Source organism: Streptomyces sp. NPDC055749, from assembly GCF_053617235.1.
This window is the reverse complement of sequence record NZ_JBSHFH010000022.1, coordinates 18,945-39,313: the sequence shown is the minus strand read 5'-3', so window position 1 is coordinate 39,313 and position 20,369 is coordinate 18,945. Positions and strand designations below refer to the sequence as shown.

The window sequence follows — 20,369 nt, the reverse complement described above, 5'->3', positions numbered from 1 at the left end:
ATGGCCATGCCGCTCCGTCAGTCCATCAAGGTTGCGACGTATCTCATCGAACAAAAGCTCCGCAAGCGGGAGAAGTTCCCGCTGATCGTCGAGCTGGAGCCCCTGTTCGCCTGCAATCTGGCGTGCGAGGGCTGCGGGAAGATCCAGCACCCGGCGGGTGTGCTCAAGCAGCGCATGCCGGTGGCCCAGGCCGTCGGGGCGGTGCTCGAATCGGGTGCCCCGATGGTGTCCATCGCCGGTGGCGAACCACTGATGCACCCTCAGATCGATGAGATCGTGCGGCAGTTGGTGGCGAAGAAGAAGTACGTCTTCCTCTGCACCAACGCGATGCTGATGCGCAAGAAGCTCGACAAGTTCACGCCGTCGCCGTACTTCGCCTTCGCCGTGCACATCGACGGGCTGCGCGAGCGGCACGACGAATCAGTCGCCAAGGAAGGCGTCTTCGACGAAGCGGTGGAGGCGATGAAGGAGGCCAAGAAGCGCGGCTTCCGGGTCACCACAAACTCCACCTTCTTCAACACCGACACCCCGCAGACCATCATCGAGGTCCTCAACTACCTCAATGACGATCTGAAGGTCGACGAGATGATGATCTCGCCCGCCTACGCCTACGAGAAGGCCCCCGACCAGGAGCACTTCCTCGGGGTCGAGCAGACCCGGGAACTGTTCAAGAAGGCCTTCGCGGGCGGCAACCGGGCCCGCTGGCGCCTCAACCACTCGCCGCTCTTCCTGGACTTCCTGGAGGGCAAGGCCGACTTCCCCTGCACGGCGTGGGCGATCCCCAACTACTCGCTCTTCGGCTGGCAGCGCCCCTGCTATCTGATGAGCGACGGGTACGTACCGACGTACCGGGAACTCGTCGACGAGACCGACTGGGACAAGTACGGACGCGGCAAGGACCCGCGCTGCGCCAACTGCATGGCGCACTGCGGCTACGAGCCGACCGCCGTCCTCGCGACGATGGGATCGCTGAAGGAGTCCCTGCGTGCCGCACGGGAGACCATCGGCGGAAACAGGTGACGTCATGCGTCCGGCCGTGACCGTGAGCTGAAATCCGGACCAGAGAGGGGCCCGAGCGTGACGCTTCTGGAATCCATCAAGGGGCCGCAGGACCTCAAGGAACTGAGCGGACCGGAACTCGACGAACTCGCCGGTGACATCAGGACGTTCCTGGTCCAGGCGGTATCCAGGACCGGTGGTCACCTCGGGCCCAACCTGGGGGTGGTGGAACTCTCCATCGCCCTGCACCGGGCCTTCGACTCGCCGGTGGACCGCATCCTGTGGGACACCGGGCACCAGAGCTATGTGCACAAGCTCCTCACCGGGCGGCAGGACTTCTCCAAGCTGCGGGGGAAGGGTGGTCTCTCCGGCTACCCGTCCCGCGAGGAGTCCGAACACGACGTCATCGAGAACTCCCACGCCTCCACCGTGCTCGGCTGGGCCGACGGCCTGGCCAAGGCCAACCAGGTGCTGGGGCGCCGCCACCACGTCGTCGCGGTCACCGGGGACGGCGCTCTCACCGGCGGTATGGCCTGGGAGGCACTGAACAACATCGCGGCGGCCGGGGACCGGCCGCTGATCATCGTGGTGAACGACAACGAGCGCTCCTACGCCCCGACCATCGGCGGCGTGGCCGACCACCTCGCCACCCTCCGTACGACCGACGGCTACGAGCGCTTCCTGGCGTGGGGCAAGGACGTGCTCCAGCAGACCCCCGTCATCGGACAGCCGCTCTACGGTTCGCTCCACGGGGCCAAGAAGGGGTTCAAGGACACCTTCGCCCCGCAGGGCATGTTCGAGGACCTGGGGCTCAAGTACGTCGGTCCGGTCGACGGACACGACATCGCCGCCGTCGAATCAGCGCTGACCCGCGCGAAACGGTTCCACGGCCCGGTGCTCGTGCACTGCATCACGGAGAAGGGGCGCGGCTACCCGCCGGCGCTCCGCGACGACGCCGACCGCTTCCACACCGTCGGTGTGATGGACCCGCTGACCTGCGAACCCCTCGTGGTGCCCACGGGCCCTTCCTGGACCTCCGTCTTCGGCGACGAGATCGCCGCGATCGGCGCCGAACGCCCGGACGTCGTCGCCGTCACCGCGGCCATGCTGCACCCTGTCGGGCTCACCAGGTTTGCCGAGCTGTTCCCCGGCCGCATCTGGGACGTGGGCATCGCCGAGCAGCACGCGGCCGTTTCGGCGGCGGGGCTGGCCACCGGCGGGCTCCACCCCGTCGTCGCCGTCTACGCCACCTTCCTCAACCGGGCCTTCGACCAGTTGCTGATGGATGTCGCCCTGCACCGGTGCGGCGTGACCTTCGTCCTGGACCGGGCCGGGGTCACCGGCGTCGACGGCGCCTCGCACAACGGCATGTGGGACATGTCGGTGCTCCAGGTCGTCCCCGGGCTGCGGATCGCCGCCCCGCGCGACGCCGACCAGCTCCGCGCGCAACTGCGCGAGGCCGTGGACGTGGACGACGCGCCGACCGTTCTCCGCTTCCCCAAGGAGTCGGTGGGGGAGGTGATTCCGGCCGTCGGAAGGATCGGCGGCATGGACGTGCTGCACAGCGCCGACGATCCCGACGTGCTGCTGGTGGCGGTGGGCGTGCTCGCCGATGTCTGTCTTAAGGCCGCCGATCTGCTCGCCGGAGCCGGCATCCGCTGCACGGTGGTCGACCCCCGCTGGGTGAAGCCGGTCGACGAACAGCTCGCCCCGCTCGCCGCGGGGCACCGGCTGGTCGCGGTCGTGGAGGACAACAGCCGTACCGGTGGCGTTGGTTGGGCGGTGAGTCAGGCGCTGCGGGATGCCGCGGTCGACGTACCGCTGCGGACGTTCGGCATTCCCGAGCAGTTCCTCGCGCACGCCAAGCGCGGTGAGGTGCTGGCCGACATCGGACTCACCCCGGTGGAGATCGCCGGACAGATCAGTGCCTTCTTCGCCACGAAGCGGGCGAAGGCGCAGCAGCCGGCCCTTAAGGAGAGCGGGGCATGAAGGACGACGGGCCCAAGGGCTTCGATCTGGCGCGGCTCCTCGCCGAACGGGGCGCCGAACGCTACGAGTTGCACGACAAGTACCTCAATCACCAATTGCCGCGCATGCTCCGCACGATCGGCTTCGACAAGGTGTACGAGCGCGCCGAGGGCGCGTACTTCTGGGACGCGGAGGGCAACGACTACCTCGACATGCTCGCCGGCTTCGGGGTGATGGGGCTCGGCCGGCACCACCCTGTCGTACGCAAGGCGGTGCACGACGTCCTCGACGCCTCGCTCGCCGACCTCACCCGCTTCGACTGCCAGCCGCTGCCCGGTCTGCTGGCCGAGAAGCTGCTCACCCACAGCCCGCACCTGGACCGGGTGTTCTTCGGCAACAGTGGTACGGAAGCCGTCGAGACAGCCCTGAAGTTCGCCCGGTACGCCACCGGGAAGCCAAGGATCCTGTACTGCACGCACGCCTTCCACGGGCTGACCACCGGCTCGCTCTCGGTCAACGGGGAGGCGGGCTTCCGGGACGGTTTCGCCCCGCTGCTGCCGGACACCGCGATCGAGCTCGGCGACCTGGACGCACTGCGGCGCGAGCTGAAGCGCGGCGATGTCGCGGCGCTCGTCGTCGAGCCCATTCAGGGCAAGGGGGTGCACGCCTCACCGCCCGGCTTCCTGCGCGCCGCGCAGGAGCTGCTGCACAAGCACAAGGCGCTGCTCATCGCTGACGAAGTGCAGACGGGCCTCGGCAGGACCGGTGACTTCTACGCGTACCAGCACGAGGAGGGTGTCGAGCCCGACCTCGTCTGTGTCGCCAAGGCGCTCTCCGGCGGCTATGTGCCGGTCGGGGCGACCCTCGGCAAGGACTGGATCTTCAAGCGCGTCTACTCGTCCATGGACCGGGTCCTCGTCCACTCGGCGAGCTTCGGCTCCAACGCGCAGGCCATGGCCGCCGGTCTCGCCGTACTCGCGGTGATGGAGGACGAGGAGACGGTGGCGAACGCCCGCCGCACCGGTGATCTGCTGCGCGAGCGGCTGGCCGCGCTCGTGGACCGCTACGAGCTGCTGTACGAGGTGCGCGGGCGCGGACTGATGATCGGCATCGAATTCGGCCGGCCGTCCTCGCTGAAGCTCCGCAGCCGCTGGACCATGCTCCAGGCGGCCCGCAAGGGGCTCTTCTCGCAGATGGTCGTGGTGCCGCTGCTCCAGAAGCACCGGATTCTCACCCAGGTGTCCGGGGACCATCTGGAAGTCATCAAGCTGATTCCGCCGCTGGTCATCGGCGAGCCGGAGGTGGACCGGTTCGTGAGCGCCTTCACGGCCGTGATGGACGACGCGCACAGCGGGGGCGGGCTGATGTGGGACTTCGGCAGGACCCTGGTGAAACAGGCCGTCGCCAACCGTTGAAGCGCGAGGGTTTGCCTGGGTTTGCCTCAGAGGCAAAAAGTTTGCCTCTGAGGAAAGATCCTGGCCCAATGGAGGCATGAATCCTCCCGACGGAGCGGCGGCCGACGAACTGCCCGGGATCGCTCCCCGCCTGCGCGAGCTGCGCCGCGGCCGTGGCCTCACCCTGGAGACCGCCGCTCAGCGGGCGGGGCTCTCCCCCGCACATCTCTCCCGGCTGGAAACGGGCCGACGGCAACCCTCGCTGCCCATGCTGCTGGGCCTCGCACGTGTCTACGGTACGACGGTCTCCGAGCTTCTGGGGGAGTCCTCGGCCCAACGTGACGCGATCGTCCGCGGCGGCCCGTACTCGGGCGCCGAGGCCGACGGCTGGATGTACCGCCAGGCAGGCGGCTCCGGCCGGGCCATGCAGGCGCTCCGCGTCCGGGTTCCGTACGGCGCCCAGGGCGACCTGGTGCGCGTCCACCCCGGTGAGGAATGGCTGTACGTCCTGGAGGGGCGGCTGAGGGTCGGCCTCGGCGAGACCGTGCACGACCTCGGCCCGGGGGACAGCGCGCACTTCGACTCGCTCACCCCGCACCGGATCGCCGCCGCCGACCGCGGCGGCGCCGAGCTGCTGTTCGTCCACACACTGCTGCAGAGTCCGGCGGCCGAACTGTGTCTGGGCAGCGGACTCCACAACCGCTGAGACCCGCGACGCCGAGCGCTGTTCCCTGACGCCGAGCGCTGTTCCTGACACCGAGAGAAGGACTGTTATGTCCGATTCAGAGCACTACGACCCGCTCAGCCCGAGGTCCCGGAAGAACTACGAGTCGCAGGAGCGGAAGTTCCCGCGCGGTGTCGTGATCCGGCTGGTCGCCTACCTGGTCGCCGGGCACGTCTTCGCGGCCTTCCTCTACCTGCTGTTCGAGGTGGCGGGCAAGGGCTGAGACGGGCGGGCGGGTCACGCCTCGTCGACGAGGCGCTCCCGCAGCCGGTCACGGGTCTCGGCGGAGAGCTTCAGACCCTCGGTGAGGTAGCGCTCGGTGCCGCCCCAGGTCTCCTCGATGGTGCTGAAGGCCGCCGCCAGATAGTCGGCGCGCGCACCGAAGAGCGGGTTGAGCAGCTCCATGACCTCGTCGGACATACCGACCGGCGAGGTGTCGCTGCGCTTCACCTTGTACCGGCGGTGCGCGTCGTTGGACATGAGGTAGTCGGCCTCGATGGCCTCGCGCTCCACGCCGACGGCGAGCAGCGACACCGCTATGGAGAGCCCCGCGCGGTCCTTGCCCGCGGCGCAGTGCATCAGGGCGGGGACGCTGTCCTCGGCCAGTGCGTGCAGCACCCGGCTGTGCTCGCCGGTGCGGTCCTTGATGATCGAGCGGTACGAGGCGATCATGCGGTCCGCGCCCTTGCCGTCGGCGAGGATCGAGCGCAGCTGCGCGATGTCTCCGTCGCGGACCAGCCGCCAGAACTCGGCGCCGTCGGCCGGGTCGGAGAGCGGAATGCTGACGTTGCGCACGCCCGGCAGCTCCACGTCGTACCCGTCGAGCTTGTGGTCGGCGGCGTTGCGGAAGTCGAAGATCGTGTGCAGCCCGAGCCCGCCGAGGAACGCCGCGTCCTGCTCGGTCGCGTTCGCCAGGTGACCGCTGCGGTAGAGCCGCCCGAACCGCACCCGGCGGCCGTCCGTGGTCGGAAGGCCCCCGACGTCACGGAAGTTGCGGACACCGGTCAGCTCAGTGTGCGTCGGGGGGACCTGCGGCAGCTGCTGCGTCACGGTGACTCCTGGAGTGTCTGGCGCCGGCGCTGCTCGCCGACGAGGGCACGGTCGTGACGATACGACATTGATTCCCCAGGCAATCATCTTGCCCCGGAGGCCGCCATTCCGTGCCGGATCGCGACCCGTGATCGCGACCCGTACCCCCTCATGTCCGTATTGGTGCATTTAGCAGAACATGCCCTGCTTATGGGGGAGATGGCGGTCGGCTGGTGAGCGGGATCATATCCGTGACGGTGTGTGGCGGACCCGCCGAGGGGCATTCCGCGCACCGTACGGAATGCCAAGATCCGTAATCCACGGAGTGTGACCGGAAATCCGGACGGAAATTGAATCGCGCATTCCGGTGCGCCGGGGGCGGCTTGTTCCGGCCGTCGTTACTCGCCTACGGTCACCGTCAATCCGGACGGACCGCCTAATCCTGCCGCCGCCCGGAATCCGCATCCACTCACGCGTGGCAGGAGCGGGGGACCCAGGTAAGCCGCCGGTCCGGAGAAATCCGGAACGACTCGGGGTGAAGTCGCGCTCAGCGCGACCGGGCATCTCCAGCCCGAACCCGACAGCTCACCTCGTAGGCGCCGGAGAGGAATTCCCCCATGCCCGCAAAGGGTAAGCACCGTCGTAAGAAGTCCGGCCCGATCACCCGTGGCGTCCTTGCCGCCGGTACGGGTGGAGCCGTCCTCGCCCTTCCGCTGATCGGCGCCACCGGTGCGAACGCCGCGGAGCAGGCCGCGCCCTCCGCCAAGTCCGCAGCCGTCTCGGTCGCCGCGGCGCACACCGCTCCCGCCACCGCCGCCAAGACCGCCCCGAAGACCTACTCCGTGGTCTCCGGCGACTATCTGTCGAAGATCGCCGCCGAGCAGAAGATCAAGGGCGGCTGGCAGAAGCTGTACGAGGACAACCGCAAGGTCGTCGGCGAGGACCCGAGCCTGATCTTCCCCGGCACCGAACTGACGCTCGGCGCCAAGGCGTCCGGCTCCGCGAAGGCCGCTCCGTCGAAGGCCGCCGCTCCCAAGGCTGCCGCCCCGAAGGCCGCTGCCCCCGAGGCCGCCCCGGTGAAGGCCGCCGAGCCGAAGGCCGACACGTCCTCCGACTCCGCGCCCGCCGAGTCCACCGCCTCGACGGACGCCGGCGCCTCCACCGGCGCTTCGGAGGGCAACAGCTCCGGCTGGTCGGCCCCCCTGGACAGCCCCAGCGTCACCACGCCGTACCGCGCCTCCGGCTCCATGTGGTCCAGTGGCTACCACACCGGTGCGGACTTCCAGGCCGCCTCCGGCACCAGCGTCCGCGCCATCGGCCCGGGCACCGTGGTCTCGGCCGGCTGGAGCGGTTCGTACGGCAACGAGGTCGTCATCAAGCACGACGACGGCATGTACTCCCAGTACGCCCACCAGACCTCGCTCGACGTGTCGGTCGGCGAGACCGTCACCGGCGGTCAGCAGATCGGCCTCTCCGGTTCCACCGGCAACTCGAGCGGCCCGCACCTCCACTTCGAGGTCCGCACCGGCCCGAGCTACGGCTCGGACGTCGACCCGGTTTCGTACCTGCGTCAGCACGGCGTCTCCATCTGAGACGTCTGAGACGGGCAGCAGTGAAGAAGGGCGGTGCGCGGCGGCGCACCGCCCTTCCACTTATTCCGGCTTTACCAAAAACTGACCGGGTGGTCTATGTCACCACCCGTCAACCCCTTATTACGGTCGCGTAGGTCACATTCGCAGGTGCAGGATAAGCGCTTGTGGCAGACGATTCGAAACTCACAAACGTCATAGGGTCGTACGCGGCGATTGGCGACAGCTTCACCGAAGGCGTCGGAGACCCCGGCCCCGGCGGGACCTTCGTCGGATGGGCCGACCGATTCGCGGTGCTGCTCGCAGATCAGCTCCCGCCCTCCGAAGAGGGAGCGGGCGTCACCGCATCACTGCACGGCAATTTCCGGTACGCCAATCTCGCCGTACGAGGACGACTCCTCGACCAGATCGTCGAGGAACAGGTCCCGCGGGCCAAGGAACTCGCCCCCGACCTGGTGAGCTTCTGCGCGGGCGGCAACGACATCATCCGGCCGGGGAGCGACCCCGACGACGTGGCCGAGCGCTTCGAGCGCGCCGTCGCCGAACTGTCCGGGGCGGTCGGCACCGTCATGGTCACCACCGGCTTCGACACCCGCCACGTGCCGGTCCTGCGGCACCTCCGCGGCAAGATCGCCACCTACACCGCCCATGTGCGCTCCATCGCCGACCGCTACGACTGCCCGGTCCTCGACCTGTGGTCGCTGCGGTCCGTGCAGGACCGCCGCGCCTGGGACGACGACCGGCTGCATCTGTCGCCCGAGGGGCACACCAGGGTCGCGCTCCGCGCTGCTCAGGTCCTCGGTCTCGACGTGCCGGCCGACCCCGACCAGGCGTGGCCGCCGCAGGTCCTGCGCCGTCCGCTCGACGTCCGGCGCGACGACATCCTCTGGGCACGCGAGTATCTGGTCCCGTGGATCGGGCGGCGGCTGCGCGGCGAATCCTCCGGGGACCACGTCGAGGCCAAGCGGCCGGATCTGCTGCCGCTCTAGGAGACGTGCTGCCGCACAGGGAGCGGGCGCCGGGACGGTATCCGCTCCAGCACGCCGCCCGCGAAGACGTCGTACAGCGGCAGCGTCTCCAGATGCACATAGCCGATATGGCAGTCGCAGACGGCGAGGGGACAGCCGCGCGGGCCGAGCGCCCGGCGGTAGCTCCCGTCGTAGAGGTTGCCGAGCTCCGCACGGACGAAGTGGCACCGCCGCACCGTGCCGTCGCCGTCCACGGAGATGACCGACTCACCGGTCCGGCAGGGCAGCCCGGCCGAGGTGTGCGGATGCCGGCTGTACGGGAACAGGGGGTCCAGGGCCGTCCAGCGGCCCGCCTCCTCGTCCGTGTAGGTGTGCCCCTCCGCGGCGTTGACCCAGAGATAGACCTCGTCGGGCAGCGCGGCCCGCAGCCGCCGCGCCTCGTCGAGGTGCTCGTCCAGGCCGACGATCCCGACGCTGTGGCGGACGCCGAGCTCCGCCAGCTCACGGCACTTGCCGAGGAACCGGTCGTACGGAGTCTGGCCCGGGTGGTACGTGCACCACAGGGCCACCTTGTCGAGATCGGCGTCCGCCAGCCAGCCGGTGCGACAGCTGAGGTTGGTCTGTATGGCGACCCGCTTGATGTGCGGCAACCGGGAGAGCTCCACCAGTGCATTGCGGTACCAGGACCGCACCAGCCCCTCGCCCCACGGCGTGAACAGCACCGACAGCCGGTCGCCGGTCTGCGCCGCCGCCCAGGCGTTGAAGCGCTCCAGCGCGGCGCGGTCGGCGCGCAGTTGCTCAGGGCTGTCGCGCCGCTTGGCGAACGGGCAGTACGGACAGGCGTAGTCGCACGAGGCCAGAGGGCCCCGGTAGAGGATCGTCAGGTCCATGGAGGCGCTCACTTCGTTTCGTACGCGGCCATCGCGGCCCGTACAGCGGGGGAGAACAGCTCGGGCCCCAGCGCGTCGGAGTGGGCCAGCCCCTCCGGGGAGAGACGGAGCAGGCCGTCGCCCACCGGGCCCGCCAGCCAGCCGCGCTCCTCGAACCGGTCCAGTTCGGAGGCGAAGTCCTCGTACGGGTCCGTGCCGTACCGCGCGCGGTACTCCGCGCGCTCCAGCCCCTCGGCCTGGAGAAGGGACTGCAACAGATGCCGCCTGCGGGCCTCGTCGCCGTCGACGTACCGTCCCACCTCGGCCCGGGAGAAGTCCTCCGTCGTCGTGAAGCCGTCGATGATGCCGCGGACCTTCCGCATCTCCACCGCGTAGTCGAAGGAGTAGTGCAGGGACGAGGTGTACGAGCGGGCGCCGCAGCCGAGACCGATCATTCCGTCGGTCTGGCAGGCGTAGTCGTCGGGGCCCTCGTGCGGGGCGTCGGCACGGCGGAACATCCGCATCGACACCTGCTCGTAGCCATGGGCGATGAGATGGTCGCGTCCCGCCCGGTAGAGCCGCAGCCGCTGCTCGTCCCAGTCCGCGTCGGCCGCGGCACCGGAAGCGGGCGGTGTCGCGTCACCGAGGCGGCCTAGGCCGGTGAGTGGGCGTACGTACAGCGGGTAGAGGTACAGCTCCTCGGGACGCCAGGCCAGCGCGGCGTCCAGCGAAGTGCGCCAGGTGTCCTCGGTCTGGCCGTCGATGCCGTAGATCAGATCGATGTTGAGGACCGGGATGCGGGCATCGCGGATGCGGCCGAGTGCGGCCTCCACATCGGACCGGCGCTGCGGGCGGACCGCGGCGCGGGCCTCTTCGTCCACGAAGCTCTGCACGCCGATGCTCACGCGGGTGGTACCCCGGTCGGCGAGGACGGCCAGCCGGTCGGCCGTCGCCGTGGACGGCGAGGTCTCGACCGACAGCGGGACGGAACGGAGATCGGCGCCCATCCGCTTCTCCGCGATATCGCAGAGCCGCTCCAGCTCGGCCGCGGTCAGGAAGGTCGGCGTACCGCCGCCGAACGCCGCCGAGGCGAACCGGACCGGCCCCTCGTCGCCCAGTGCGTCGCGGACCGCCGTGGCCTGACGGTCCAGCGCGTCGAGATAGCGCGCGGTCAGCTCCTCGGGCGCGCCGATCCGGGTGAACAGATTGCAGAAACCGCAGCGGACCTCGCAGAACGGTATGTGGATGTACAGCGAGAGCGCGTCCTTGCGTTCCGCAGCCCAGAGTTCGCTGAGCAGGGGCCGCCCGGCGGGGTGTTCGCCGAGCGGGCGGTACGCCGTCTTGTGCGGGTAGGCGTAGACGTAACTCTGGTACGGCCTGACGGCGGATACGGGAATGGTCATCGGGTGGCCCCAGGATCGAGGAAGAAGTGGGCGTACGGCACGGTCCAGACGGCTTCGTGGCCGAGGCGATGACCGGTGTACCCGTCGTCGCCGTAGGCCGTGCCGTGGTCCGAGCAGACGATCGCGAAGCACCGGCGGCGGCTGCTCGCCGCGGCGAAGAGCCGGCCGATGTGCCGGTCGACGTACTCCAGCGCGGCGGCGTGGGTCTCGCGGGAGTCTCCCGCGTCGGCGGTGGCGCCGTCCCGGTGGAACCAGTTGGGCTGGTGCAGGGCGGACACATTGACGAACAGGAACAGCCGCTGCTCCTCGGGGAGTTCGGCGACCACCTGCTCGGCGCGGGCCACCTGTGCCTCGAAGGAGGTGGGGGACGCGACACCGAAACCGGGCTCCCAGTGGCTCTCCTGGAACAGGTCCGGAAGGACCGAGCCGAGCGCGCCCCGCTTGTTGAAGAAACCGACCCCACCGATGCACACCGTGCGGTAGCCGGCACCGGCGAGTCCGGAGACCAGATCGGGGGTGTCGAAGACATACGTCCCGTCCGCCGTGGTCTCACTGCCCGCGAAGCGTGCCGCGAACAGCCGCGGATGGGGCCCCGGAGCGGCGGGCGTCGGAAGGAACCCCGCGAAGATCGCCTGGTGGGAGGCGTAGGTGAAGCTGCCAGGGGCATGCCGCTTCTCCCACACGCCACCGGGCAGATGACGGGCCAGATGCGGGATCCGCCCGGCCGCCGCCAGTTCCGCTGCGACGTCGTGGCGCAGGGTGTCCAGGGTCACGAGCAGCAGATCGTGACTGCCCACGATCCGGCTCATGTCGGGTTCGGCTCCCGCCTGGTGCGGGGCGGGGTCAGTGGGCAGCGTCGGCACAGTGGTTCCTTGTTCGGTTCGCTGCGGCGGCGACCTGCGCCGCATAGGTGTCCAGGTTCTCGGCGCCGCTGCCGGGCAGACCGGTCAGGCGGGGCAGCAGGTCGCCGAAGGCGTTGACCTCGCAGACGGCGAAGTGCCGCCAGCCGGTGGAGGGCAGCAGATCGACGCCCACGCACAGCGTGCCGGGGAAGCAGGCGGCGGCCCGCTCGCACACGGCCAGGGCGGCGTCCCAGCTGCCGCCCGCCGTCTCGACGGCGGCCCTGACCGCGTCGAGGTCGCCGCGCTCCCCGCCCAGATGAAGATTGGTCATGGGGGACCGGCTCGTCCGTACGACCGCGTGCGTAGCCCGGCCGCCGACCACCACGACCCGCAGGTCAGCGGCCCGGCCGCGCTGCGATGCCTTCGGCAGCCAGCGCTCGACGTGCAGTCCGTCCGGCGCGAGGGCGTCGACCAACGCCGCGACCTCCGCCTCCGTCGTACAGTGGCGCACCCTCAGTGAGTTGAAGAGGTGCCCCACCCCGTCCCGTTCGACCGAAGTGGCCGCCCGCACCCGGCCGGCGCCGGCGGACTCCACGGCCAGCACCCCGGAGGCGGACGAACCATGGGCGAGCTTCACGAAGGCCCTCGGCATACCGTGCTCGCGCATCAGCGCGCGCACATCGGCCCAGCCCCGGACGGCGGGCGCCCCGGGCCCGGACGTCGGCGACTCGGGCACCGGCACCCCGGCGCCGCTCAGCACGGCGTGACACAGCCGCTTGTCGAACATCACCGCGACGTCCTCGGGGTCGTCGAGCAGCACTGCACCCGCCGCGCGGCCCGCCCGGCCCACGTCCCGTACGGCAGCGGTGAACGCCGCATACCACCGGGCGGAACCCTCCACCCTGGTCGGATCGTCGACACCGCGCAGCAGCCGTTCGACCTCGGCGTCCTCACCGGGCGAGTCGATCCGGACGGTCTCGCCCGGCAGGAACACCGCCTCACCACCCAGCACCGCCCGCCAGGGCACCACACGCGCCTCGGGCACCCCGGCGGCGCGCACGGCGTCCTGGAAGAGCGCCACGCGGCGATTGCACGGAATCCCGACGACCGCGAAGCGCGGCTCCCGGCTACTCGCCGACGGCGACACGGTGCTCTCCGTCGCTCATGTCAGATCACTCCGCCACGGTCGTGTAGCGGCCCTCGGCACCCCGGTTGTCCCACGGCGTGTTGCGATCCGACAGATCGACCCGCACACCGTGGGGCTCCAGTGCCTCGCGGACACGGTGTTCCATCGGCTCGGTGAGGAAGTGGTGATGCAGGTCGAGTGCTTCGAGGTGCGTGAGCGGCTGACCTTCGAGGAGCGCGGCGGCGCCCTCGTCCCCCATCGTGCCGGAGGACAGGTCGAGCGTCCGGAGCTGCGCGACGACCGGGGCCGATGCGATCGCCGTCGCGATCTCGTTCTGCAACTCGCTGTTGCGCAGACCGAGATGGCGCAGGCCCGGGAATCGCGTACCGGACAGCAGGGGCTGGAGATCCGCCACCGTGGCATCGCCCCCGTACGCCGATACGCCCAGCCACAGCTCCAGCCGGTCCAGCGCGGGCAGTTCGCTGTCCTGCACACCGCGGACCACCTCCGACGGCAGCCCGCCGCTCTCGATGACCAGCCCGCGCAGGCTTTCGTGCTTGAGCGGGGGGAAACGCAGGCCCGTCCCACCACGCACCCCCAGGGCCACCAGGCGCGGGAAGGCGGTGAGCAGCGCGGTGACGTCGCCGTGCTCGATCCAGGAGATCTCCGCCTCCTCCTGCACCAGATCCCCGACGAAGACCGCTTCCAGCGAGGTCAGCCGGTCGGCGGCGGCGACGACGAGACCGATCGGGTACGAGGAGTCCTCTTCGTACGACTCGCCCCACTGCCCGATGATCAGAGCGCGGACCCCGGCCGGATCGACCGCGCCGAGGAAGTCGTTGAACTCTTCCTCCCACGTCTGGTCCTCGTCCTCGTACGGCTCGACCCCGACGCGCCACGCCACGGCATCGGCCGCGGGCAGGGCGGCGGCGGTCCCGCGCTCGAAGTCGACGGCGGGCAGACCGATCAACTCTTGCAGATGGTCGACATCGGACATGGCGCTGAGCTCCTGTCGCTGGGGACGGCTGATGTCCGCAAGGTCTATCAAGTCCCACTGACAGCCCGCCGGGCGGGGACCTGGCGCGGGTGCTCCGCCGGTCGATTGTCAGACCCTCGCCGTAGCGTTTTCCACGTGGCCGGCACAGGGGGTGCCGAGCCGGAGGGGAGACTTCTGTGTACCGGCAGGGCGATGTGCTGATCGTGGCGTTGGAGGAATCGGCGGTGCCCGCGCACCTGGTCGCGGCGCCGGGTGAACTGCGTGACGGGCGCGGGCGTCTGGTGCTCGCGCTCGGGGAGGTGACGGGCCACGCGCACGCGGTCCTTGGCCCCGGACGGTTGATGCGGGAGGCGGGGGCGTTCGGCCCGATGCTGCTCCATCTGCCCGAGGGGGGACGCGTGGTGCACGAGGAGCACGCGGCGATATCGCTGCCGAAGGGCTGGTTCCGCGTCGTGCGCCAGCGGGAGTACGCACCGGGCGCGATCCGCATCGTCGCGGACTGACCGGCGCTCAGGAGCGAGCAGGAACCAGGGATCAGAGAACCAGGGATCAGAGAAACAGGGGACGGGGACGACCGATGCAGTACGTGAACTCTTGGCGGGCCGTGGCAGCGGCGACGGGCGCGGCGGACAGGGCGGCGGCCGAGGACGGGGTGCGGCTCGCCTACCGCAGTGCCGGGCTCGCCGAACCGGAGACGATCGTCTGGGCCGATTCGCCCAGGGCGGCCGTCGAGGCGGTGGAGAAGCTCGCCGGCGCGGGCCGCTCGGTGCGTGACGAGGTCCGCACCCGGCCGTGGGCGGACGAGCGGCGCAGGATGTACGACGAACTGGGCCCGGCGGGCTGGTCGGCGCTCTGGTCCGCCACCGGGGCACAGCTCTGGGAGACCACCGCCGCGCTGGCCGAACGGATACGGGCAGGAGTGGTCGAGGACCTCTCCGAGCACGCGGACGACGAGTCCGATGTGCGGCTCGTGCTGCTCGACGCGGTCCTCGGACAGCACGACGCGGCCTGGCTCGCCGCGTTCGACGGCCGGGGCGACCGGCTGACCGGGCTTGCGGAGGTCGCCAGGAACGCCGGCTGGTGGTGGCCGTACGAGCACGCGGTCGTGATCAGTGAGCGGCCCGTGGCCCTCCACCGTGACGAGGCGGGACGGCTCGATCACGGGGACGGCCCGGCGCTCTCCTACCCGGATGGTTTCGCGCTCCACGCCTGGCGGGGCATGCCGGTGCCCGCCGAGTTCCTCGCGGGTCTGGCGACCCTGACTCCCGACCGGATACGTGGTGAGGAGAACGCGGAACTCCGCCGCGTGATGCTGGAGTACTACGGCTACGACCGCTACCTCACGGAGTCGGGTGCCGAGCCCGTGCACCGGGACGAGACGGGAATCCTCTGGCGGATCGCGCTCGAAGGTGACGAGGACGTGGTGATGGTCGAGGTGGTGAACTCCACCCCGGAACCGGACGGCACCCACCGGACGTACTGGCTCCGTGTGCCGCCCAGGACCAGGACCGCGAAGGAGGGAGTCGCCTGGACCTTCGGTCTCGACGGCCAGGCGTACGCACCGGTCCGGCAGACCTGAGCCGGCCGCCCGGGGGAGAGGAGGAGGCGGAGGAGAGGAGGGAGCTGGGGAGAGGGAGAGGAGCCCGTTCAGGCGGTCAGTGCCGTGTGCTCGATGCCCAGCTCGCGGGCGAGCGCCTCATCGGTCCACTGGAGCATCGTGGCCCGCGACAGCGGACCCGCGTACGAGGTCATCTGGACGGCCAGGCCGTCCAGGAGCGCGGTCAGCCGCCAGGCCGCGGACATCGGGTCGTCGCAGTGGAACTCGCCGGCAGCGGCGCCCTCCTCGATGACCTCGGCCAGCTCCGCCTTCCACTGCTGGTCGAGATCACCGGCGACATCGCGCAGCGCGGGATCGCGCAACGAAGCCGCCCAGCCCTCGATCCACAGGCGCCAGCCCTTTGCCTGCCCCGTCGGCGCGTACCACCGGATGGCAGCCCTGAGGCGCCGTACCGCGCTGGTGCGGCGCGTGAGCAGCTTGCGCAGCTGGGCGAGGTCGGCCTCGGCTGCGTACGCGAACGCGGCGGCGACCAGCTTCTCCTTGGTCGAGAAGTGGTAGAGCACGAGCGCGTTGCTCACCCCGAGGACGGACGCCACATCGGCGATCCGCACCGCGGACACACCGCGTACCTCGATCTGTTCGACGGCAGCACGCAACAGATCCTCGCGCCGCTCCGCCACGCCCAACCGCACTCTCGCCACGCGGTCAGCCTAACGAACCGACCGCGCACGTCCAGGGCGGGGCGGCCCGGGGACCGAAGTGGGACCCGGACCGTAGCCGAATGTGACATCCACCCGCCCGCACACGGAATCCCTTGGCGCACCTCGACGTTGGAGTCGACATGACAGAACTCGAATCCGGGCGCGAGCCGCTGCTGCGACTCCTCGGTGAACACGATGGCGGGGTGCTGGTGACGCTCAGGCGGGACGGCAGGCCGCAGCTGTCGAACGTGAATCACGCCTACTACCCCGAGCAGGGGCTGATCCGCGTCTCCATCACGGAAGGCCGGGCGAAGACCCGCAATCTCCGCAGGGACCCGCGGGCGAGCTACCACGTCACCAGCGCGGACCGCTGGGCCTGGACGGTCGCGGACGCGCGTGCCGAGCTGACCCCGGCCGCCGCCGATCCCCATGACGCGACCGTCGAAGCGCTGATCACGCTCTACCGGGACGTCAAGGGGGAGCACCCCGACTGGGACGACTACCGGGAGGCCATGGTCCGTGACCGGAGAGTGCTCCTGACCCTGCATATCGAACATGTATACGGTCAACCGCATCCCTGATGCCGTACCGCTGATGACGCACGGGTTCGCTGGGCACCGTTCGTATTGCTCCGTTCACCGTGCCGATCTGGCCCCGTCGGGCAACCCGCACATAATGAGATGACACCGACTCCCTCAGGAGATGTTGTGACCGGCGCCGATAATCAGCCCTCGCTCCGTACGAGACTCCGTTCGATGCGCTCCAAGGCATTCGGGGCCGATCCGGCCGGGGCCCGTATGGAGCGCATCCTTCGCTCGCCCAATTTCGCCGACGGAGTGTTCCAGAACCCTGCGGGGGTCCGCACCCCCACCTCCGGTTCGAAGCTGGAATTCGCGAAGGGCTACTTCCGCAAGGAGGAGCGGGTCCGCAGGTCGCCTGCCGGCGCCGTGCCCGTACACACCAGCACCGCCGCCGATCTCTCGAAGCCGCCCGTCACAGGGCTCCGGCTCACCTGGATGGGGCATTCGAGCGTGCTCGCCGAGATCGACGGCCGGCGGGTGCTCTTCGACCCGGTCTGGGGCGAGCGCTGTTCCCCGTACTCCTTCGCCGGGCCCAAGCGGCTGCATCCGGTGCCGCTGCCGCTGGCCGCGCTGGGGCCCGTCGACGTCGTCGTGATCTCCCACGACCACTACGACCACCTCGACCTGCCGACGATCCGCGCGCTGGCCGGAACGGACACGGTCTTCGCGGTCCCGCTCGGTGTCGGTGCCCACCTGGAGCGGTGGGGCGTCTCCGTCGACCGGATGCGCGAGCTGGACTGGAACGAGACCACCGAGGTTGCCGGGATCAGCCTCACTGCCACACCCGCGCGGCACTTCTGCGGTCGCGGCCTGCGGAACCAGCAGCACACGCTCTGGGCGTCCTGGGCGGTCGCGGGTCCCGAGCACCGGATCTATCACAGCGGTGACACGGGCTACTTCCCCGGCTTCGCGGACATCGGCGCCGAGCACGGCCCCTTCGACGCCACGATGATCCAGATCGGTGCCTACTCGCAGTACTGGCCCAAGGACCGCACTGCTCTCACCCCTCTTCCCGGCCCGTGGCCCGATATCCACATGACGCCGGCGCAGGGGGTCCAGGCCCACCTCGACCTTCAGGGGCAGACGCCGCACGGCGTACTGATGCCGATCCACTGGGGCACGTTCAACCTTGCCCCGCACGCGTGGGCGGAGCCGGGCGAGTGGACGAAGGACGCCGCCGAGGCGGCCGGTCAGGCGGCGGCGTTCCCCAGGCCGGGCGAGTCGTTCGAGCCCGGCGGGACCCTGCCTGTCACCCCCTGGTGGCGGGCCGTGTCCACCCCCCTCGCCCATCCGTGGCGCGGTCCCGAGCCCGTGGAGGTGACCGCGGCGCCCCCGCGCGGCGACCTCGACCTCGCGGGTGGCCGCTGACCGTCCGGACCGGCCCCGGCCGATTGGCCGGCCGGGGCAGGCTCATCGTGGCCCTTCCGGCCCGGTGTCAATCAAGCGTATTCGGTTGCGTGTACGAGAGGTCATACCAGAGCGGGACGCATGGCGGGCAAGTTCGACAACTGCACGCCGCACATGCGCGGTTGACGACTACCGTGTGTGCTCGGCGATCAACGGTGGGCTCATATCTGTCGAGCCTGCCCAGCCGTTGACCCGAGCCTGACCACTGCCGTAGGTGTCACCACTGAACGCCGATTCCTGGTGCCCCACGTACCGAGGACGCTGATGTCTCAACTTCGCGCACCCACCGCGCGACCGGAACGCCGAGAGGGTGGGCGGCACGGCCGCCCGGGTGCCCGCTCCCACTCGGCCACGGCCAGGACGCGTGTCGTTCAGCCGCCGCCCGATGCCCGCATACGCCCCCAACTGCTCCGGACCGCGCTCCTGCCGACGATCGCTGCCGTGCTGAGCGGCGCCGCAGCCGTCATCTTCACCATCCGGGCCTCCGGCGAACGCCCGTCCGCCAGTCTCTGGGCCGCGCTCGGCGGATCGGGCGCGCTGGCCGTCGCCGCCATGGCAGCGGCCTTTCTCGGCGCGGGCCGGGTCGCCACCGGTGTCCTCGACCGCTGCCAGGCACTGCGCAGGTCCAGCGCCCAGGCCCAGGCCGACCTGCAGCACGTGGTGGAACAGCTCCGCAACGGCGAGCCCGTGCCCGCCCGCCGGCCACCGCAGCCCACCGAGCCGGGCGCCGACGCCTTCGACCTGCTCGCCCAGGAGATGGGGCGCGCGCAGGACGGAGCCGTGGCGGCCGTCGTGCAGGCTGCGCGGCTCTTCAGCAACAACGGCAACGAGCAGAAGGTCGAGGTCTTCGTCAACCTCGCCCGGCGCCTCCAGTCGCTGGTCCACCGTGAGATCCAGATCCTCGACGAGCTGGAACACGAGGTCGAGGACCCCGACCTGCTCAAGGGCCTCTTCCACGTCGACCACCTGGCCACCCGCATCCGCAGGCACGCCGAGAACCTCGCCGTGCTGGGCGGTGCCGTCTCCCGGCGGCAGTGGAGCAACCCGGTCACGATGACGGAGGTGCTGCGCTCGGCGATCGCCGAGGTCGAGCAGTACCCACGGGTCAAGCTCGTGCCGCCGATCGACGGCACCCTGCGCGGTCACGCCGTCGCCGACGTGATCCACCTGCTGGCCGAACTCGTCGAGAACGCCACGGTGTTCTCCGCCCCGCACACCCAGGTGCTGCTGCGCGCCCAGCACGTCACGGCGGGCCTCGCGCTTGAGGTCGAGGACCGGGGGCTCGGCATGCCGGGCCCCGAGCAGAAACGTATGAACGCCCTGCTCGCCGACCCCGATCAGGTCAATGTCGGCCACCTTTTGCAGGACGGCAGGATCGGTCTCTTCGTCGTCTCCGCACTGGCCAGGCGGCACGGCATCGCCGTACGGCTGCAGAGCAATATCTACGGCGGTACGCAAGCCGTACTCATCCTGCCGCAGGCCCTGCTCGGCGTCGAAGGCGACGCCGACGGAGCGGTGCACCCCGACGCCGCGCCGGTACCGCCGCCTGGAGCCGCGCACCGCCCGCCCGCCGATGACATCACCGGCCGGGCGCGGACACCGCAGCCGCACACTCCGCAGGAACAGTCGCCCCCGCCGCAGCCGCTCCGCGCCGAGCGCGTCGACCGTCCCGGACAGACCGTGAACCCCCTGGGCATCCGGACCACCGACGAGACCCGCGGAGGGCTCGGCGCCGCCACCGGAACACCGTCCGGAACCGGCGGCGACACGGGGCGTCCCCAACTGCCCCGGCGCAGCAACCAGGAGCATCTCGTCCCGCAGCTGCGGGAGGCCCCCGTACCCCGGGTCGAGGACGAACACGCCTTGCACGACCCCGGTCTCATGGCGGCGTTCCGGCGGGGCGTCGACCTCGCCGAGGCCCGGTCGGACGAGGACTCGGTACCCGACACCCCCTACGACGCGAGCCACGAGGCCCCCGTGGCCGTGGCGGCGGACCCCTCGCGGGACACGGCGCCGAACGGGTCGTCGGCCCTCGGCAGGCAACGGGACGAAGGCCCCGCGCCGCTCCCGGTCCGCGGTCCCGGACCCCGCAGCGCACCCGAGCCGCACCTGCTCGACCCGCACTTGTCCGACCCGTTTCCGGCCGACCCGTACGTGCCCGCTTACGCGCCCGAACCGGGCAGCTTCACAGAGAACACCCCCAAGGAGTAGATG

19 protein-coding genes and 1 riboswitch are annotated in these 20,369 nt (G+C 70.4%); of the genes, 12 read left to right on the top strand and 7 right to left on the bottom strand.

What is annotated here, in order from left to right; translation table 11 throughout:
• The 5 genes from hpnH to ACWGO0_RS18505 all read left to right on the top strand — a co-directional run bounded on the left by hpnH (position 1) and on the right by ACWGO0_RS18505 (position 5,308).
• Positions 1–1,020 (top strand): adenosyl-hopene transferase HpnH, encoded by a 1,020-nt coding sequence (hpnH, locus tag ACWGO0_RS18525; protein ID WP_453535525.1) that lies wholly within the window; start codon positions 1–3, stop codon positions 1,018–1,020.
• Between the two features lie 57 nt (positions 1,021–1,077).
• Positions 1,078–2,988: a 1-deoxy-D-xylulose-5-phosphate synthase gene (dxs, locus tag ACWGO0_RS18520; protein ID WP_453535522.1), complete on the top strand. Its 1,911-nt coding sequence runs from the start codon at positions 1,078–1,080 to the stop codon at positions 2,986–2,988.
• Positions 2,985–4,382, top strand: a complete 1,398-nt coding sequence (locus ACWGO0_RS18515; protein WP_453535519.1) for an aspartate aminotransferase family protein — start codon at positions 2,985–2,987, stop codon at positions 4,380–4,382. The genes dxs and ACWGO0_RS18515 overlap by 4 nt, the downstream gene beginning before the upstream one ends.
• A 76-nt stretch (positions 4,383–4,458) precedes the next feature.
• A complete protein-coding gene (locus tag ACWGO0_RS18510; protein ID WP_453535516.1) occupies positions 4,459–5,067 on the top strand; it encodes a helix-turn-helix domain-containing protein in 609 nt (202 codons plus the stop codon).
• Between the two features lie 67 nt (positions 5,068–5,134).
• Positions 5,135–5,308 carry a DUF6126 family protein gene (locus tag ACWGO0_RS18505; protein ID WP_453535513.1) on the top strand — a complete coding sequence of 58 codons (174 nt, stop codon included), beginning with the start codon at positions 5,135–5,137 and terminating at the stop codon, positions 5,306–5,308.
• 14 nt (positions 5,309–5,322) lie between these two features.
• On the opposite strand, the gene ACWGO0_RS18500 is transcribed toward ACWGO0_RS18505, so the two are convergent.
• Entirely contained in the window at positions 5,323–6,135 is an 813-nt protein-coding gene (locus ACWGO0_RS18500; protein ID WP_453535510.1) for a tyrosine-protein phosphatase, read from the bottom strand.
• Between the two features lie 435 nt (positions 6,136–6,570).
• Positions 6,571–6,726: riboswitch (cyclic di-AMP (ydaO/yuaA leader) on the top strand.
• 5 nt (positions 6,727–6,731) lie between these two features.
• On the opposite strand from ACWGO0_RS18500, the gene ACWGO0_RS18495 reads away from it, so the two are divergent.
• Complete coding sequence (locus tag ACWGO0_RS18495) at positions 6,732–7,706, top strand: M23 family metallopeptidase (protein WP_453535507.1); 975 nt, start codon at positions 6,732–6,734, stop codon at positions 7,704–7,706.
• A 164-nt stretch (positions 7,707–7,870) separates the two neighbouring features.
• Positions 7,871–8,692 (top strand): SGNH/GDSL hydrolase family protein, encoded by an 822-nt coding sequence (locus tag ACWGO0_RS18490; RefSeq protein WP_453535504.1) that lies wholly within the window; start codon positions 7,871–7,873, stop codon positions 8,690–8,692.
• On the opposite strand, the gene ACWGO0_RS18485 is transcribed toward ACWGO0_RS18490, so the two are convergent.
• Genes ACWGO0_RS18485 through ACWGO0_RS18465 form a run of 5 tightly spaced genes read right to left on the bottom strand, consistent with a single transcriptional unit; the run spans position 8,689 to position 13,908 of the window.
• Positions 8,689–9,561, bottom strand: a complete 873-nt coding sequence (locus ACWGO0_RS18485; RefSeq protein WP_453535501.1) for an STM4011 family radical SAM protein — start codon at positions 9,559–9,561, stop codon at positions 8,689–8,691. The genes ACWGO0_RS18490 and ACWGO0_RS18485 overlap by 4 nt on opposite strands.
• An 8-nt stretch (positions 9,562–9,569) precedes the next feature.
• The gene (locus ACWGO0_RS18480) at positions 9,570–10,943 is read right to left on the bottom strand and encodes an STM4012 family radical SAM protein (protein ID WP_453535498.1); all 1,374 of its coding nucleotides are present in this window, start codon (positions 10,941–10,943) and stop codon (positions 9,570–9,572) included.
• The gene (locus ACWGO0_RS18475; protein ID WP_453535744.1) at positions 10,940–11,752 is read right to left on the bottom strand and encodes an STM4013/SEN3800 family hydrolase; all 813 of its coding nucleotides are present in this window, start codon (positions 11,750–11,752) and stop codon (positions 10,940–10,942) included. The genes ACWGO0_RS18480 and ACWGO0_RS18475 overlap by 4 nt, the downstream gene beginning before the upstream one ends.
• Positions 11,753–11,786: 34 nt before the next feature.
• Entirely contained in the window at positions 11,787–12,932 is a 1,146-nt protein-coding gene (locus ACWGO0_RS18470; RefSeq protein ID WP_453535495.1) for an STM4014 family protein, read from the bottom strand.
• Positions 12,933–12,957: 25 nt separating this feature from the next.
• Complete coding sequence (locus tag ACWGO0_RS18465) at positions 12,958–13,908, bottom strand: STM4015 family protein (RefSeq protein WP_453535492.1); 951 nt, start codon at positions 13,906–13,908, stop codon at positions 12,958–12,960.
• Between the two features lie 176 nt (positions 13,909–14,084).
• Here ACWGO0_RS18465 and ACWGO0_RS18460 point away from each other — a divergent pair, with 176 nt between their 5' ends.
• Positions 14,085–14,411, top strand: a complete 327-nt coding sequence (locus tag ACWGO0_RS18460; protein WP_453535489.1) for a hypothetical protein — start codon at positions 14,085–14,087, stop codon at positions 14,409–14,411.
• Positions 14,412–14,485: 74 nt separating this feature from the next.
• Positions 14,486–15,487: a DUF6745 domain-containing protein gene (locus ACWGO0_RS18455; protein ID WP_453535486.1), complete on the top strand. Its 1,002-nt coding sequence runs from the start codon at positions 14,486–14,488 to the stop codon at positions 15,485–15,487.
• Positions 15,488–15,555: 68 nt separating this feature from the next.
• Here the strand turns inward: ACWGO0_RS18455 and ACWGO0_RS18450 are convergent, their stop codons facing one another.
• Positions 15,556–16,167, bottom strand: a complete 612-nt coding sequence (locus tag ACWGO0_RS18450) for a TetR/AcrR family transcriptional regulator (protein WP_453535483.1) — start codon at positions 16,165–16,167, stop codon at positions 15,556–15,558.
• Positions 16,168–16,307: 140 nt separating this feature from the next.
• Between ACWGO0_RS18450 and ACWGO0_RS18445 the strand changes: the two genes are divergently transcribed.
• From ACWGO0_RS18445 to ACWGO0_RS18435, 3 genes are all read left to right on the top strand, one after another.
• Positions 16,308–16,748 carry a PPOX class F420-dependent oxidoreductase gene (locus ACWGO0_RS18445; RefSeq protein ID WP_453535480.1) on the top strand — a complete coding sequence of 147 codons (441 nt, stop codon included), beginning with the start codon at positions 16,308–16,310 and terminating at the stop codon, positions 16,746–16,748.
• Between the two features lie 126 nt (positions 16,749–16,874).
• Positions 16,875–18,116: an MBL fold metallo-hydrolase gene (locus ACWGO0_RS18440; RefSeq protein ID WP_453535477.1), complete on the top strand. Its 1,242-nt coding sequence runs from the start codon at positions 16,875–16,877 to the stop codon at positions 18,114–18,116.
• A gap of 303 nt (positions 18,117–18,419) precedes the next feature.
• Positions 18,420–20,366: an ATP-binding protein gene (locus tag ACWGO0_RS18435; protein ID WP_453535474.1), complete on the top strand. Its 1,947-nt coding sequence runs from the start codon at positions 18,420–18,422 to the stop codon at positions 20,364–20,366.
• Positions 20,367–20,369 lie beyond the last annotated feature (3 nt).

Bases quoted from the DNA above. Each gene is read 5' to 3' on its own strand.
- ACWGO0_RS18465 (WP_453535492.1), bottom strand. From the start codon at position 13,908: ATGTCCGATGTCGACCATCTGCAAGAGTTGATCGGTCTGCCCGCCGTC.
- ACWGO0_RS18480 (WP_453535498.1), bottom strand. From the start codon at position 10,943: ATGACCATTCCCGTATCCGCCGTCAGGCCGTACCAGAGTTACGTCTAC.
- ACWGO0_RS18455 (WP_453535486.1), top strand. From the start codon at position 14,486: ATGCAGTACGTGAACTCTTGGCGGGCCGTGGCAGCGGCGACGGGCGCG.
- ACWGO0_RS18515 (WP_453535519.1), top strand. From the start codon at position 2,985: ATGAAGGACGACGGGCCCAAGGGCTTCGATCTGGCGCGGCTCCTCGCC.
- ACWGO0_RS18505 (WP_453535513.1), top strand. From the start codon at position 5,135: ATGTCCGATTCAGAGCACTACGACCCGCTCAGCCCGAGGTCCCGGAAG.
- ACWGO0_RS18495 (WP_453535507.1), top strand. From the start codon at position 6,732: ATGCCCGCAAAGGGTAAGCACCGTCGTAAGAAGTCCGGCCCGATCACC.
- ACWGO0_RS18435 (WP_453535474.1), top strand. From the start codon at position 18,420: ATGTCTCAACTTCGCGCACCCACCGCGCGACCGGAACGCCGAGAGGGT.
- ACWGO0_RS18485 (WP_453535501.1), bottom strand. From the start codon at position 9,561: ATGGACCTGACGATCCTCTACCGGGGCCCTCTGGCCTCGTGCGACTAC.
- ACWGO0_RS18475 (WP_453535744.1), bottom strand. From the start codon at position 11,752: ATGAGCCGGATCGTGGGCAGTCACGATCTGCTGCTCGTGACCCTGGAC.
- ACWGO0_RS18445 (WP_453535480.1), top strand. From the start codon at position 16,308: ATGACAGAACTCGAATCCGGGCGCGAGCCGCTGCTGCGACTCCTCGGT.
- hpnH (WP_453535525.1), top strand. From the start codon at position 1: ATGGCCATGCCGCTCCGTCAGTCCATCAAGGTTGCGACGTATCTCATC.
- ACWGO0_RS18510 (WP_453535516.1), top strand. From the start codon at position 4,459: ATGAATCCTCCCGACGGAGCGGCGGCCGACGAACTGCCCGGGATCGCT.